The organism is Pseudoalteromonas sp. 2CM41L (assembly GCF_023161905.1).
Lineage (GTDB): Bacteria > Pseudomonadota > Gammaproteobacteria > Enterobacterales > Alteromonadaceae > Pseudoalteromonas > Pseudoalteromonas atlantica.
In genome coordinates this window covers 374,591-390,238 of record NZ_JALNTN010000003.1, presented here as the reverse complement: position 1 = coordinate 390,238, position 15,648 = coordinate 374,591, and the positions used below count along the sequence as shown (strand labels likewise).

The following is a 15,648-nucleotide window of genomic DNA, read 5'->3' as shown; positions in this document are numbered from 1 at the left end:
TTAGCTCATTTAGTTTAACCAGGTTAGCAGCCTATTTTTAAGCGTTTTAGGCTTTATTGGCTTGGTTATATAATCATTCATGCCGGCGGTAATGCAACGCTCTCTATCGCCTTCCATTGCACTTGCGGTCATGGCAATAATTGGAATGCTAATATACTCAACCCCAGCTTTAGCATTTCTTATTTCGCTGGTGGTATCGTAGCCATCTAGGTTAGGCATTTGGCAATCCATTAAAATTAAGTCAAACGGTTGCTCTTGATTAAATTTAAGAGCCGAGAGTGCTTCTATACCATCACTTGCACAGGTAATTTTTATCCCTGTGCGTTTTAAAATAGCCTTCGCTACCTCAATGTTAATCATGTTGTCGTCAACCAATAATACATGATACTTAGACAACTCAGGCTCTGGCTCTATGTCGTTTGCTTGTTTAGGCGCGGTTAAAACAAACTCATTATTAGCGCCAAAAATACTGCCTAGCTTATAGGTAAATTGATCTTGCGTAAGTGGTTTGTGCAAAATGTGGCTATGCTCAGGAAACACCTTTTTAGATTGCTTATTAACCACCATGTCTCGCAATATAAGCACATATTTTTTATCTGCCTTTTCGCAGTAGCTTATTAGCGCATTAACTTGCGGGTGTTCGTCATCAATAATCAGTAAATCGGCATCAAATTCGCTGTGTTCACTAAAGTAGTCGAGCCTTGTAATGTGGCTTGGCTGAATTTTACAGGTTTGAGTTAATAATCCGCATACATTTTTAAATACGTTATCGCGCGCAATAAGCGCCGCTACACTGACCTCTTTTGAAAGCTCGATGCCGGTATTAAGTTTTTGCTGTTGCGCCACATGTAGCTCTACCGTTGCAACAAAGGTGCTGCCTACGCCCTTTTCACTGCTAACGGTGATATTACCGCCCATTAATTGCGCCAGTTTTTTACATATAGATAACCCTAAACCGGTGCCACCAAAATGGCGGGTTGTGCTTGAATCTTCTTGGGTAAACACATCGAACAGTTTATCGATGTTTTCAGGGGCAATACCAATACCGGTGTCTTTAATTATAAAGCTCATTAAAATTTTACTGTCGGTAATGTATTTAGAGTTTAAGGTTAAACTTACTTCGCCTTTATGCGTGAACTTAAACGCATTATTTATTAGATTAATTAAAATTTGCTTAAGGCGATGGCTATCACCAATAACCATTCTATCAACCACGTTTTGGGTATTTAAAAAGACCTCTAGCCCTTTACGTTGGCCCTGCAGCGCAATTGAATTAATCATATCGCTACAGACAGAGATAACATCAAACGAGTGATTATCAATATCTAGTTTACCCGCTTCAATTTTAGAAAAATCTAAAATATCGTTAATTAAATTCATTAACGAGTGCGCACTGCTATTAGCTAATTTTAAATAGTGTTGCTGTTGCTCAGTGAGGCTGTCTTCTTTAAGCATTTCAAGCATGCCTAAAACACCGTTCATGGGTGTGCGTATTTCGTGGGAAATATTGGCTACAAAGTCACTTTTTGCTTGGCTTGCGGCAAGGGCTTGGTCAATCGCTCGCTCAAGTTCAACAGTACGCTGAGATACCTTTAACTCTAAGGTGCTATTTAAACCCTGTAACTGTGATTGAGTTTGCTTTAACGAGCTGATATTACGTAAAATAGCAGCAACCTGATAACGGTTGCTAAATACATCAAATACGCTGGTCAGCGTGATTGAATAATATTCTTTATTGCCATCATCACCAGTATAAACCGCTTCAAATGGCATTTTAGAGCCATGCTCTATGGTTTCACTAATGCAGTTTTTATCTTCATCTGCAAGGGTAAATAAGTTACTAAAGCGGGTGTTGTCATTACCTAGCCTACTTGCAAAAACTTTTTTAGCCGTTTGATTACAGTGAATAATAGTTTCATCACTGTCTATGGTAAAAATAGCGTCGAGTGAATTTTCAATCACTTTATTATTTTGCTCTGTTAAAGAGTGTATAAGCAGCTTGCGATTAATATAGCGCTGATACAACAGCGTAATAATTATAAATATGGTAAAAAATGTGGCGGTGATGGCAATAAAACTTTCGCGCCTTTTTGCAACGCGTTCCAACAAGGTTTCAGAATCAATAGAAACGGCCATCTCTAACGGCAGCATGGCAATATCGCCTTCAAAACTTACTCGTTTATTTAAAAAGTACTGTTTTGGCGCATCACCTATTAACAAGGTTTCGTGAGAGTTCATGTTTTGTGTGGGGCTAAATTCATCGCTCCAGGTTTTGGCTTGGTTAAATTCAAAGCCAAACCGTAAATCTGGATTTGGGTGGTATAAAAATTCGCTTTCATTATTAAGCAAATAAATATTAATCCCAGGTGGAAGTTCAAACGTTAAACTTTCAAATAACTTATCTGCGGAGTAGTTTGTCACTAAAATTGCAAACACTTGCTTTAAATGATCAAAAACAGGCTTAGCTACGCGGTATGTACTCACAAAGGGTTTTTGTATTTCACCGTTTTCGCGGTTGTAGTTAATAGGCGATATATACACGCTTTTTTCATCAAGCATGCTGGCTTTAAGTACGTAGTCTCGCCCGCCTTTTTTTTGCAGTTGTGCGCCCTCTAGCCTAATTATGTCACCTAAAAAGCGGTCTACTCGTACTATCTCTTGGCCATTTTCAGCAAGCATAATGTAACGTGCTTGCAAAATAGAATCGTCGGTTTGCATAAACCCGCTAAAAATATCAGCAAGGCGGTCTTGCCATACAGCAATTGGGGTTTGTAATAGAGGGTCAATTAATTGGTTGTCGGTCGCTCTAGATATACCTTGAATAGGTGGAGTGGCGTTTAAAAAGCGAATCGCGGTAATACTGTCGTTTAAATGATTTTTTAAAGACGCGGCTTTTGTTTCAAGCTCACGATTGAGTTCACTACGAGCATCGTTATATATCTCTGCGCGTACCTTTTTTTCAAACACATACACCGAAGGCAATGCAATAACTAAAAAAACAATAATGGCAACCAGTAATAATTTATTACCTTTTGCTGCTGTTATAAATACATTCCTTTCTAACATTAACCTTCACCAACAGATTTTACTCGCTACAGTATAGAGTATTAAAAGCTAAAAAGGAGCCCAAAACTAACTACTTATCGTTATTAACTTTAATATTTTTAATAATTAAAGTACTAATGTATTAGACAAAACAAATAACCACCTCAAAGAGTTAACCCAAGATGAACAAGCGCTCAATCGAGGAGCTACTTAGGAGTCTTCTGGTTATGCAAACCTTCTTTTACAACAAATATGGCTATAACCACACAAAAGGTAAACCCTCCTCCAATACAGATATAGTTGATTATTGGGCTGGATTCAGTATCTAAAGTCATCGAAAAAAGTCCATAACTCAATATGAATAAAGCTATTAAAGATGAAATAATTATTACAGTGAAGTTTTTCATTCTATTACCCCTGTTTCTTTGGCGATACTCTTTAAATTATTCAAAAATTGAATTGATTCATGCGTTATGTCTTTAATTATAAACTTAGACTCTATTTCAAGATCGTCTTGATCTATGTCATCGTTACTAACTGTCTTTAAAAAAACAGCTTTTCCTTCATTGTGCAGTGAGATTTCCGTCGGTAATTGATCTGTGTCGTATTTAAATTTGCGCATAAAGTCTATTAAAGGCACGTCTAAAAAACCAACCAACGCTTTTCCAAAATAAGTATCTTCTTTTGCTCGTTTTAACAGCCAAGTATATTCAGTAGATGATATAAATTGATTTGGGAATGCACTTATTTTAACTGTTTTTACTTTATCACCATCTAAATATCCTACAAATAAGTTATCTCCTTCCTTTTCATAAGCAATGTAATTATTAGGGTCATTTTTAGGATCTAAGCTCATTTCATAAATTTGCTCTTTGGTAAATCCTGGAGCGTATTGCAGCATTCCTTTTAAAGCATCCTCTGCGCGCTTATACGTAACTGAGTAATCAGTTCTGTAAGCAATGTTTTTTTGATGATCTAGAATATATTGGCCATCATCTTTAATGGTCATTTCTGTAAAGGTTTTATTTGGCAAAATATAATCTGTACGAAGGTATTTATCGGTGACCTTTATTTTAATATGTGCGAAATGATTTAACTCTTTAGTGACTTGATAATTAAGTGTTAGGCTATTTTGCGCATGTGCATAACCACAAAAAACCACAGTGATAAAAACTATTAACTTAACAATATTTTTCAAAATTTCATCCTTAAAACTTAGGAGCTAAAAAGCGATATAACACGCTATATTAAGCTGTTATTAGCGCCTATATTAAAGTATCTATTACATTAAATAGACATAACTTTTTCTAGGTTCATAACAAGTATAATGAGTATAAATAAAAAAACGAATAATCCCACATGAAGCTCAAGTGGGTAAACCATTTGACTTGTTCTGTCTAACGATACTGGGTATTTGTGTTTTAATAATGAAAACACAAGTGCTTCACTATCAACACTCCAGTGCGTCAGCGAAATGCTATTAAGCCAAACTGTAGCGGCCTGCCTCAAACATATGAAAGTTAACAATATGTTTTCCCAATTTCTTATATTCACTAATAACATACTTACTAATTACTCTGCCTTCTGAGTTTGATACATAAACTTGCGGGTCAAATCGTTTAGCTGCACTTTCAAATACAGCAGTGACCATAGTTCCATCATCAACGTTAAAACCATATAAATCACCTTTGTCTCTTCTTGATGAAATAACGCCCTTAACTTTAAAACCTTTACCAAGCTTTACTGCAGTTGCAACAGATGGGTTATCGTTAGGTTCTTTTTCAAAATAAACAGGGTATTGAGTTTTACTCGCTTCAAACGGATAGTCACCTTGCTCATCAGGCACACCATCACCGTCTTCGTCTTTGTTTTGCGATGTACCTATATAGGTGGTTGGCTGAATGCTTTTTGCATGTGAATTTTGTGTATAGGTTAGCGTGCAAAAAGCACAGCTAACACTTAAAAGCGAAAGATATATTAGTGGTGTTTTCAAGAGTCCATCCTTGTTTAATTATCCAATTTTTATAATTTAGTGCTGATAACGCTAAAAGCTAAAAGCTAAAAAAGATGTGTATTAAGTACTTATATAATAAATACTTACTTTACACATCCTTAAGATTAGCATAGTGCGCGTGGCTGTTTTCCAACTAGCGAAAATGTTATCTATCTTTATTTTTAGCATTGAAAAATTACCAACTTAGCTTTTTAGCATTAACTAAGTTGGTTATATTATATTTTTAAAATACATTAATTTGCATCAGACAGCCTTTCAACTAACTCAACACGACGGTTAAGCTCGCGCCCTAGCTCATTTTTATTAGTCGCTGCCGGAGAATAAGGCCCAACACCTTGAGGGATTAACCTTGTTTTGGCAATGCCATAATCAGCGATTAACGTTTTAACTACCGCATTAGCTCTGCGTTTAGAAAGGTCTAGATTATATTCTGCAGATCCTTTGTCGTCTGTATGCCCAACGACATATAAACTCAATTTTTTATTTTTTTCAAGAACTTGCGCTATCACATCTAAAGATTGCTTAGATTCAGGTTTTATAACTGCTTTATCATAGTCAAACAGTACACCATAAATAGACGCTTTGCCCTTTTGCTTTAGTTGTTCTAGTACTTTATCGCTATTTGTTTCTATTAACCCCGTTATTAGTGGCTCGGTTCTCATAACTAAAAGCTGAATACGAGAGTCACCTTCAAAGTTGCCTATGAAAAACGCTACGTAAGTAGTCTGCCCCTCAAATGTGCTTTTCATTACGTTATATCGCGGCTGATTCCAGTAATTGTAGACCTGTGATATAGAAATAGTATCCCCTAATTTTTGTACCGTAGGTCTATAACCACACCTAGATTTTTGACAAGAAAATATGGTTTCAAACCCTTCTTTTACTAATGCACTTAGATAGTTATGATAAATTTTAAGTGTTGACACATTTTTCACAACATAAGTAATTTGTGTTAAATCGCCAGTTACATCAAGTGTTGGAAGCTTTTTGGTCTTTTTATCAGCAATACCAATAGGAATGCTAAATTCTTCATAATCTACTTGTTTGTAATCTTCAATGTAACTGCTGGGGTAACGACTGATTAATGGGTGATCAGACGACCCACCTTTATCTTTGCGAGGGGGTTTTGTTGTTTTTGTGTCATTTTGTTTTTTGAATGCATTAAAATCAGCTGAGATAAGGCCTGTTTCAATGTCTTTTATATCCACAGAGGTTAATAGCACTCTTGTTTTATTTTCATGTTGTCCTACGAATAATGAAATTGCGGCTTTAAGTTCGTCACCTCCTTTTGTAGCAAAAATATAATGAGGCTTTTTATAGTAGGTATAAGCTTTAAAATAACTAGTCTTTTCTGATATCAATTTACCATTATTATATTTCCCAGAATTGCACTCACTCAAAGAACACCTGTAAATCACGTTAAAGCCTGCATCTTGTAAAGCGTTTTCATAGTTTTTTGTAACCTTTAACGAAGCTACATTTTTTATCTCATATGCGTAATGAGCTGTATCACCAATCAATTTTGTAAACTCAAACTGCTTAGATTTTTCTGCATTAGGATCAAACTTTGTCATTAACTGAGTTTCTTCACCCGCTAGAGTAACTGAATTATCTAGCTTTGCTTTTGGATACGGTGACAATAATGGCTTTGCTTGTACGCTTGATACTCCAATTAGATAAATAATAAATATTTGGAGTATTTTTATTACTTTATTGTTCATTAAAATTCCTTTTTTTATAGGTTCGGCTCTAAAAATTAGTTTATTTAGAAAACGTTAAATATTCTAATACTTTAACTCGTAAATTAAAACTTAACATATGGGTATGCATGAGTATTTTATTATTATTGATAGACATTTCAATTTCAATTTCAAATCTTTCCTTAGTTTTTTAAGTATATTAAACAATAAAGCCCAATAAAAACCCGATTGGGAAAAGAGATAAGTAGGTTAATGTCCACCATGAAAAACGGTGTTTAGTTTTTACGTTATGCACTTTCGCTAAATAATTAACAATTGCTCTATAGTCACTTAAATTAAACGTATGTACTCCGTAACGCTCTCCATTGACTGTTTTAATCGCTAAATGCGTACTTATGTAAGGACCAAACCAGAGAAGCGGCGTTAACGGAAAATAATTGATATACATCGCCTCTATATCTTTAAAGGCGATAAATACTTCACGCTCGCCTTTAAAATCTGGCATGGTTAAACCTTTGCGCGTGATAAATACATCGGCATTGTAAAATGTTTTTTGTAACGAAGATTGCAATAACACCAAACCAAAAAACAAAAACGGGGTAACCACAAACATAGTATTCAATGTTTGGTCAGCGTTTGAGTAACTCGGTTGACCATCAATAAAAAAGGAGGCGACAAAAGCGCCCAGTAGCATACCTAAAAACGATTTTACTCGGGTATAAGGCACCCAGCGCTTGTGTGCAAAACAGACTTGAAATGTATTCTTAAGCTTTTCAGATATTAAATTCATAATAATCAAGCTAGTCTATGATATGAATAAGCGTCGAGATCATCAACCACCCCATCGCCGTCTTCGTCTTTATTTTGCCACGTGCCTATATGGGTAGTTGGCTGAATAGTTTTTGCGTGTAATGGTGTTATAAAAGCACAGCTTACGCTTAGTAATGAGATGTAAAATAGAGGTATTTTCAAGAATCCATCCTTGTTGATTAGTCCGCTAAAGTAACGATTATTTGCCTAAAATTTATTCTTTTTTAGTTTATGATGTCATCGTACCTAAATTAATACAGCCATTCAAGGTTACAAATATATAGGTACCTACTTATTGATAGATTTTGCAAACCAATCATGTATGGCGATACTGTATTTTCTTGGTAAGTTGTAACCTAAACAAATCGCGCCAGATTTAGTTAACAGGTAAGTCCTTCGCGCGACTTTGGCAGCGCCCCACACATCGTCTAGCTTTATAACTTTGTTTTTGACCCCAGTAGCTTTAACTATTAAATCGCCATTGCTTACGCTAAACCGCTTACGGCCCATAACTAACATACTTAAATAACCCCCTAACACAATGAGTACTACCGATAAAACTGACTGTAGAGCGGCTGGTAAATATTGAGCTCCTACAAGGTCTGCATGGTTAAATAAAAACCAAATAGTAAATAATGTAAACAACCAAATTAGGATTAAGAGCGAGCAAAATTGCGGTGATGTAACGGGTCTGGCAGTTATTATTAACTCACCACCGTTACTTTGTTTAAAGTAACGGTCATTAGGAATATCAGCTGACTCTGTGCTTTTAGTTTTTAATCCATCAATACTTAATTTATGCCTACGATTACCAGCAACCAACGCCAAATCAGTATCAAAATGCGCCTCTAAAAAAGCAACTGATTTTAAAATATCTGAAAGTGTCGCAACGTTCATTGTGAGCTCTGGATAACTAAAAAACTTCATTGAAAAATGTTCTAGTACTGGCTTTTCTGGATCAAAAATTTTTTCAAACTCACCGGTTGTGAAGCCACTTACTTCAACCAGAGACAACTGTAAATTAATAATATGCTTTTTTTTAGTAACAAAGCCAAGCCAAGAGCGTGTACTGACAATATCTTTATTTTTAGCGCTTAGTATTACTTTATTGACTTTTAATACCGGCGTGCACAGCACCAAACCCAATAAAATTATTATACTGGACCAAACTAGCTCGCCTGTTTCATATATACCTATAACACTAATATAAATTAGCCATGCGCCTAAGCACATTAACAAAAAGTGAAATATAACCCCTGAAACTCCGCCATTATCTGTAAATATTTGCTGCTCATCGTTTTGTTTTTGTAATTTGTAACTCATTGATACACCATCATGAAAAATGAATTTCCTTTTTTAGTAAATTAGGTTTTTTGAGCTAAGTACAAACGGCCATTTTCATGCCGTAGCTACCCCTAAGACACTATATACACACCATAGTCCAGTACAACCAGATAAAATAAAGTGTACACTTTATTTTCAAAAAAAACTGTAAACTCAACATTTAAGCTAGTCTTCAATTCAACCTGCGACCTAATTTTGAAAGCTTGAAAGATATAATCATATAAAAACTGTTTTTATAGTTTAATACTCAAATACTACTTTGCTAACAGCTTACAGTACCTTGAAACAGTTATTAACTCATACTTCCATGTTTTAATTACCGTTGAGAACTTTAGAGTTAAAAACATGCTTCTTTGTAAAGATTAACTTTTTTAAATTAAAGTACGATATTAATTTTTAATACATAATAGAAAGAAAGCTCTTATTACTTTTCCAATTTTATAACTTAGATTAACAGACAGGTTTTTTTTAAAATTATTTTTTGCTAGAGTAATTGCATTGAAAGGATTAAATTGCTCAAGGATGATGATGATAAAGAACAATGTTATTGTGGATTCTGCATCAATTATACGCACACCTATAACTCTCTATTACTCTCACACTATTGGGGAGATCACTAAACACCCAAATAATGAATTTGAAATGTTTAACTATAATTCGAACTCACTATTTTCGCCACATTATAACTTGGACATACGTTATGATTAAGCAATGTACCTGTATCCCGTCTATTGTAGCCACCAAGCATTATTTTAGTTCATGCATTTATTGCTTAACTCTTATTTTATTCAGTAAATTCAGAATAATCAGTAAAAAATTTAATACATCTAAATGTAAAATAATAAAAATTAATTTTCCTTACTTAAATGTGAACCTTTTACCAATACTTGAGAATATAAATACTGATCTATATATATTTAAGAAAAAACGATAATAGTAGTTCTAATTATTTAAAGTTATAGCATGTTCAATGATTAGAGAAATCACCAATAACCGTTAACAAAAAAAGGAATTAACAGTGCAAAAAAGTAAATTAACTAAAAGTGCGATTTGCGTGGGGCTTGCTTTAGCCTCAAGCTCAGCCGTTGCAGCTAACAGTTGGTTGTCACGTGTAACTACGGATGACCAGCAGCAACATCAAAACATTCTTATGTCACAAGGAGTACAAAACACATCATCTTTAAGTACTGATTCATCTAAAGCGGTATTTGATATTACAGTATCTTTGCATAATAACCCTCAAGGCTCAGATAAAGTTGCCTACGAGCAAATATTTTCCCATTTTGCAAATGCAGTTTGTGAGCAAACTAATGGCGCACATAAGCTCGGCAAAGTAAGAGTATTTAGAGAAAACAAGCATCGTTCTAAGTCTGATATTATATGGGGTGAAAGAGAGTGGCCCCGAGCTAATGTTTCCGGTTTTGGTGCAAATGGCATGCACATTTGGTTTGGTGATGTTTTTCCTAATGGCTCGGGCCCAGGTCAAGACCATAACATGCTACAGGACCCAAAAGGAGCAGGATATACTTTAGCACATGAATGGAGCCATTATGCGTATGGTTTATTTGATGAGTATAAAGGTACAACTGATTCAGCAGAGCCTAACACTCCTATTAAGTCAGATGCACCAACAACCTCTATCATGAGTAACCAATGGCAAGCATTAACGGCAGGTATGCAATGGTTAAATCACTCAACTAAGGACACTATTGGTAATATTGACAGTACAGCACAAGGCCGAATATATGGTAAAAGTGCGTGGGAAGTGCTTCTGCAAGATATTAAAGATGATCCTAAATCTGGCCGTAAAACCGCACAGCCAAGCCGAACACGCTATTTAACTTTGGCGGATAATGCTCCGGATACAAATACACCATTAAAGATCGAATTACCAGCAGCGCAAGATTCCTGCCAAAACCAGCTTAGTGTAGAGTGGGTTGAAGGTGATATAGACATGCAAATTGTGATAGACCGATCTTATAGTATGCTAGGTCCAGCAATGAGTAATGCCAAACAAGCTGCTAAAGTGCTTGTTGATGCGTCATCTTCAGGTGGTACATCAATGGGGCTTATTTCTTTTTCAGACAAAGAGCTTGTTAACCAAGATTATCCTATTACAAAAATTGATAGTCCTAATTCAAATGTTAAAACAGAACTAAAAACAGCAATAGATGCTATTTACGAAAATGGCACTACTGCACTCTACGATGCTTCACAACTTGCATTAGATAATTTAACCGCGTATCAATTCAACGAAGAAAGCAATGCACCTGGCGTTGTTTTTCTTTTGGCTGATGGTTATGACAACGACTCAAGCTATACACAAGAACAGATTATCGCCAATTATCAAAATAATGACATTGCTATTTTTAGTTTAGGCTATGGTTTTGCATCACCTACAGGGCCATTATTAACACTTGCTAGCGAAACTGGTGGGAAATACTTTTCTTCACCCACCACACTTGCTGAAATTGTAGATGCTTTTTTACAAGCTAATGCTACTGCAACAGATAACCAAAATTTAGCATCTACAACCTTTACGATAGAAAGTTCGCAAAGTGCCACTCAAGTGATTGCCGTTGATTCAGGGCTTGATAACGTAAGTGTGTTTATTAACCACAACGCCAACCTAGATGATGTACAACTTACTCTTTTAGATAGTACAGGTAGTGAAGTAAGCGATGTGGTTTTCAACTGTAATGATGCTTCAGAAACGTTAACTTGCGGTGCTTATATTACTAACCAACACATAACATCACACGGAACAGGTGAATGGCAGTTACAAGTTACTAATTTAAATAATACCAATAGCTTAAATGCTATTGTTAATGTGAGTGCTGAACCTAACCTATCGGGCAGCTACACATTAAGTGTTGAAGGCCCTCAAGGAAACTCTGTCACCTACCCCAGTCCTATGATCTTAACTGCAGCGATTACTAAAGACAAACTAATCACGGGCGCTAATGTGTTAGCAACCATTACCGATCCTGATCAAAATTCAACTAATTTAGAAATGTCTGATGATGGTCTAGAAGGCGATGCCGTAGCGGGAGATGGTATCTACTCGGTAATAGCACCATATAACGAAAATGGTATTTACCAAATAGAAGTACATGTAAATAATGATGATGGAAATGCAATTTATACTACAACAGGTTTATTAACGCCTACACTTGATGGCTCAGTACCTGAGATGGAGGCTTTGCCAAGCATAGATGAAAATTTTGTACGTATAGGTAAAACCACGTTAGTTGTTAACGATGTACCACGCTCAGACTATAATGATGACTTTTATTTTAGCGAACAATTGGCTTCAAATAATGTATATATGAATGGAGTAATCAATAATAAGGGCGACAAAGATTTTTATGAAATAAATGACATAGATATAACTAAGGAGCTAGTTGTACGGGTATCTGACATGAGTTTGGGGATGGTTCCTACCCTTAATATATACAAATCTGATGGTACAACTCCCATTCAAGAAAATATCACTTTGCAGAGCAATCCATCCAACACAGATTATGTATATTATAAATTTGATAAATCACAACTTGAATCAAAAATTTATGTAGAAGTTATGCATCAAGATGAAAATGCAAGTATGGGGGGATACCAAATAAGTGCCGGAGAGCCTATTTATACAGATACACCTGTTAGCAATGAACCATCTAACAATGCACCCGAAGTTAAGCCTGATAATATCTCTTTGAAATCCGGAGAAATTAAAGTAATTAAGCCCTTAGAAAACGACTCTGATCCAGATGGTGAAACATTAGCTATTAATAGTATACAAACTGATGGGACTATTGGATTGGTTACTTTAGAACAAAATGAAGTAACTTATGATGCAACCTCTGCATTTTCTGATCAAGCACCAGGCACGGTCATAACCGACTCTTTTACTTATACAGTAACCGACAATAACGGGGCTTTTGTTGAAGGTACAGTCACTGTTACAGTAACAATCCCAAATGAAGGCTCAGAGCCGGAGGAAGAACCAGACGAGGTTAGTTCAAGTGATGATGATAGCGGCAGCCTATTTTGGCTTACATTGATGTTGGCACCACTTTCGATATTGAGACGCCGTAAGAAGTAATTTACTCTGATATCTTCATGATTTTAAAGGCCTTCGTAATTAACTTATACGAAGGCCTTTTTATATTAATTAGTTTAGGTGAGTAAGGCCGGCCAGCTGCACAATGAAATACGTGCGTGAATTGTGTGTTGAGCTTTAATTGGGTTTGTACCCACGTACACATATACCCTAAAAGTGCCGCTTCATTTAACAAAGCTAATAATTGCTGATTATCAAAAGTAAAAGCCCTTCCCACATAATTGTATGGAACAACTTTGAACGCCTTAGGCGGCCCGAAAGGTGAGCGCCATTGATGACTGAGAATAAAATCGTGCTGTGCAGTTACTTCTACGTTTGCTCTTCGTACAATGTCTTCATTTAACAATGTATAAGTAAGCTTTTACTTGATACCCGCTCTCGGTATTGTTTCACTGTTTGATTAAAAAAGATAAATTCTGATTTACTTAACTTTTCACCTTGTATGTAATTTTTCGTGATTAACGTGCCATTACACAGTTAATGCCAGCGAATAACAATTGCTTTGTCATGTAATCGATTTACTATTTTGCCATCAACATACAAGACTAAATGCGTGTACTACAGGCATCCTGCCTTCCGCCCTGCTGCGCTGTTGTAAAATATTTCAATATTTTGCTGGTTACTCATTACGGCATAACCAGATAGATTAATGCAAAACACCTTGGCTAACTAAAGCAGTTTATTTTAACCCAGCCTCGTCGATGCCTGTAAGTCTTACCTGTAAAGTGGTCTTCACCACATAAAAATTCACGTCGCACGCAACGAGAAATACAGTGGTAATATTTTTATCAACCAAACTTATTTGTCGCTTTCTTGCAATTGCCATGTGACACCCTGCTTGTTTTTAACACCACACAAAAGCTAGCTTGTAACTTAGAAAAGTGCAAAATTTAGGATGAGTGTCTTATTAATTGTTTACTGTGATATGAGATAAATGATAATTAAAGAAAAATATTTATTTTGATGTTCATACATTAGCTCATCTAGACTTCAAAGGAGCATCCATATATGTCTTATTAATTGTCTTCATTTTACAAAGCCAATGCAAATAGCCTATAGAAGCCACTCATAATCGCTTGTCGTTTATACTCAAGTGCTCACATTAACTTGATTGGATCTAAGTGTTTTACTCGCCATGAAACCTGTTAAGTTACTTAGCTAATTTAACTAGTTTCCTCAGCGATTTTGAATCGCTCTAATATTAGTTACTTACTTAAAACTCAAAGAAGTACATCGCTATTATAGGGAAGTTAGCTAAAATGCCAGAAACGCGTAAAAACAAATAGCCGATACTAGAACCTCCTCCTTCAAATGATTTTTTATAAATTAACGGGTAATCAAAGTAATACAACAAATACAAAACATTAAACAACCCCACTCTGTTAACGTTCAACTCAATGTTTTCGCCTGTTTTTAGGTTTATAAAAGCCCTGTTTAGCGCAGCATTTACTTGAATTTGTGTATCAGACACATGAGTAATAAAATTGTAATTAAATAATACCGACTCGATTTCATCCCTTTTGAATAGTCTGCTTTGTTTTAATGAATCATTAATAAAAGGGTAAACTTCAATTTTCTCTTTACTTATGGTCATCACGTTTTTTGAACTAAGCCCAAACTTGCGCCATATAAGAATACGTTTTAATAATAGGGTACCAATAAGGAGCGGTAAATAAACAACTAAACCAGCTAAGCTATAGCTATCAACTAACCAAAGTCCGGCCACCAATGAAAGTGAAATTAAAGCTACAGCAAATAATATCTCAATTGGGTAAGACAGATGACATAATAAACGCAATAAAGGAAGTTTAATTTCACTCGTAGGGCTTAAGGTATCCTGCTCTTTAAAGTGAACATTTTTAAACCATTTTTTATCGTTTAGGCTGGATGGCTGTTCATTGTTAGTCATAGTTAGCTTCTTAATAAGTTGACCATAAGCCACTTGCCATCAACTTGCCCAAATTTACATTTTCCTTTTATTGTTACGTTATCTTTCTTTTTACCAAGGAATAATTCTGAAGTTGTAAATGTATAATTAACCCACAGCTCGTCAGTATAACCATACTTCAATGCATTCTTTTGTGATGTTTGATATATACTATTCTTAGCATCCTCAAGCACCTCAGTACCAACGATTGTAAAGTCATGGATACCCAAATACTGTTTTTTTGTATAATTAGCATGCTTACGAGCTAACATTCCTTTTACAATACTTTGGTCCATATCTTTAGGTAGCGGTGCATAAAGCTGCTTGAAAAGCTCATAATCTTGATTTAAAACGATATCTACTGACTTTTTACAATTTTCAATCGGGATGCTGTAGTCAACGGCACTTGCCGTAAATGACAAAAGTAATGATTGAGCCAGTGTATAAAAAGCGATTTTTTTCATAGTTTTCTCCAGAATAGGTAATTAAAATGCATTAAATAAATGACAGCCCTCAAACTAGGCCAAAAGTTTATTTTTTTTATAAAAATATTCTCTACTTAAAAAGTGTTTAAACGATGATTATATTCAGGTTATATAATCCGTCTTTCACAAAATATTATTTTCAGAAATGTTAAACTCCCTGTACCACTCAATACCTAGCATTTAAATATTACAGGTAAAAAAATATG

Annotated in this window: 10 protein-coding genes and 1 pseudogene; 1 reads left to right on the top strand and 10 read right to left on the bottom strand. The window is 35.3% G+C overall.

Going from position 1 to position 15,648, the window contains the following annotated elements; genetic code table 11:
- Nucleotides 1-9: 9 nt before the first annotated feature.
- The 7 genes from MTF64_RS06640 to MTF64_RS06610 form a co-directional block, all read right to left on the bottom strand.
- Nucleotides 10-3,066 carry an ATP-binding protein gene (locus tag MTF64_RS06640; RefSeq protein ID WP_248450960.1) on the bottom strand — a complete coding sequence of 1,019 codons (3,057 nt, stop codon included), beginning with the start codon at nt 3,064-3,066 and terminating at the stop codon, nt 10-12.
- 382 nt (nt 3,067-3,448) lie between these two features.
- Nucleotides 3,449-4,243, bottom strand: coding sequence for a hypothetical protein (locus MTF64_RS06635; protein WP_248450959.1), 795 nt, complete (start codon nt 4,241-4,243; stop codon nt 3,449-3,451).
- A gap of 282 nt (nt 4,244-4,525) precedes the next feature.
- Nucleotides 4,526-5,038: a hypothetical protein gene (locus MTF64_RS06630; RefSeq protein WP_248450958.1), complete on the bottom strand. Its 513-nt coding sequence runs from the start codon at nt 5,036-5,038 to the stop codon at nt 4,526-4,528.
- Nucleotides 5,039-5,292: 254 nt separating this feature from the next.
- Nucleotides 5,293-6,780 carry an OmpA family protein gene (locus MTF64_RS06625; protein ID WP_248450957.1) on the bottom strand — a complete coding sequence of 496 codons (1,488 nt, stop codon included), beginning with the start codon at nt 6,778-6,780 and terminating at the stop codon, nt 5,293-5,295.
- 178 nt (nt 6,781-6,958) lie between these two features.
- Nucleotides 6,959-7,549, bottom strand: a complete 591-nt coding sequence (locus MTF64_RS06620) for a hypothetical protein (RefSeq protein ID WP_096041684.1) — start codon at nt 7,547-7,549, stop codon at nt 6,959-6,961.
- 5 nt (nt 7,550-7,554) lie between these two features.
- A complete protein-coding gene (locus MTF64_RS06615) occupies nt 7,555-7,731 on the bottom strand; it encodes a hypothetical protein (protein WP_248450956.1) in 177 nt (58 codons plus the stop codon).
- Nucleotides 7,732-7,857: 126 nt separating this feature from the next.
- Nucleotides 7,858-8,892: a hypothetical protein gene (locus MTF64_RS06610; RefSeq protein WP_248450955.1), complete on the bottom strand. Its 1,035-nt coding sequence runs from the start codon at nt 8,890-8,892 to the stop codon at nt 7,858-7,860.
- A gap of 1,039 nt (nt 8,893-9,931) precedes the next feature.
- On the opposite strand from MTF64_RS06610, the gene MTF64_RS06605 reads away from it, so the two are divergent.
- The gene (locus MTF64_RS06605; RefSeq protein WP_248450954.1) at nt 9,932-13,012 is read left to right on the top strand and encodes a VWA domain-containing protein; all 3,081 of its coding nucleotides are present in this window, start codon (nt 9,932-9,934) and stop codon (nt 13,010-13,012) included.
- Nucleotides 13,013-13,314: 302 nt separating this feature from the next.
- Here MTF64_RS06605 and MTF64_RS19975 read toward each other — a convergent pair.
- The 3 genes and pseudogenes from MTF64_RS19975 to MTF64_RS06595 all read right to left on the bottom strand — a co-directional run.
- Nucleotides 13,315-13,856, bottom strand: a pseudogene (locus MTF64_RS19975) (hypothetical protein); the annotation flags it as partial.
- A 387-nt stretch (nt 13,857-14,243) separates the two neighbouring features.
- Nucleotides 14,244-14,972, bottom strand: a complete 729-nt coding sequence (locus MTF64_RS06600; RefSeq protein WP_248450953.1) for a hypothetical protein — start codon at nt 14,970-14,972, stop codon at nt 14,244-14,246.
- Entirely contained in the window at nt 14,942-15,421 is a 480-nt protein-coding gene (locus MTF64_RS06595) for a hypothetical protein (protein ID WP_248450952.1), read from the bottom strand. The genes MTF64_RS06600 and MTF64_RS06595 overlap by 31 nt, the downstream gene beginning before the upstream one ends.
- Nucleotides 15,422-15,648: the final 227 nt, after the last annotated feature.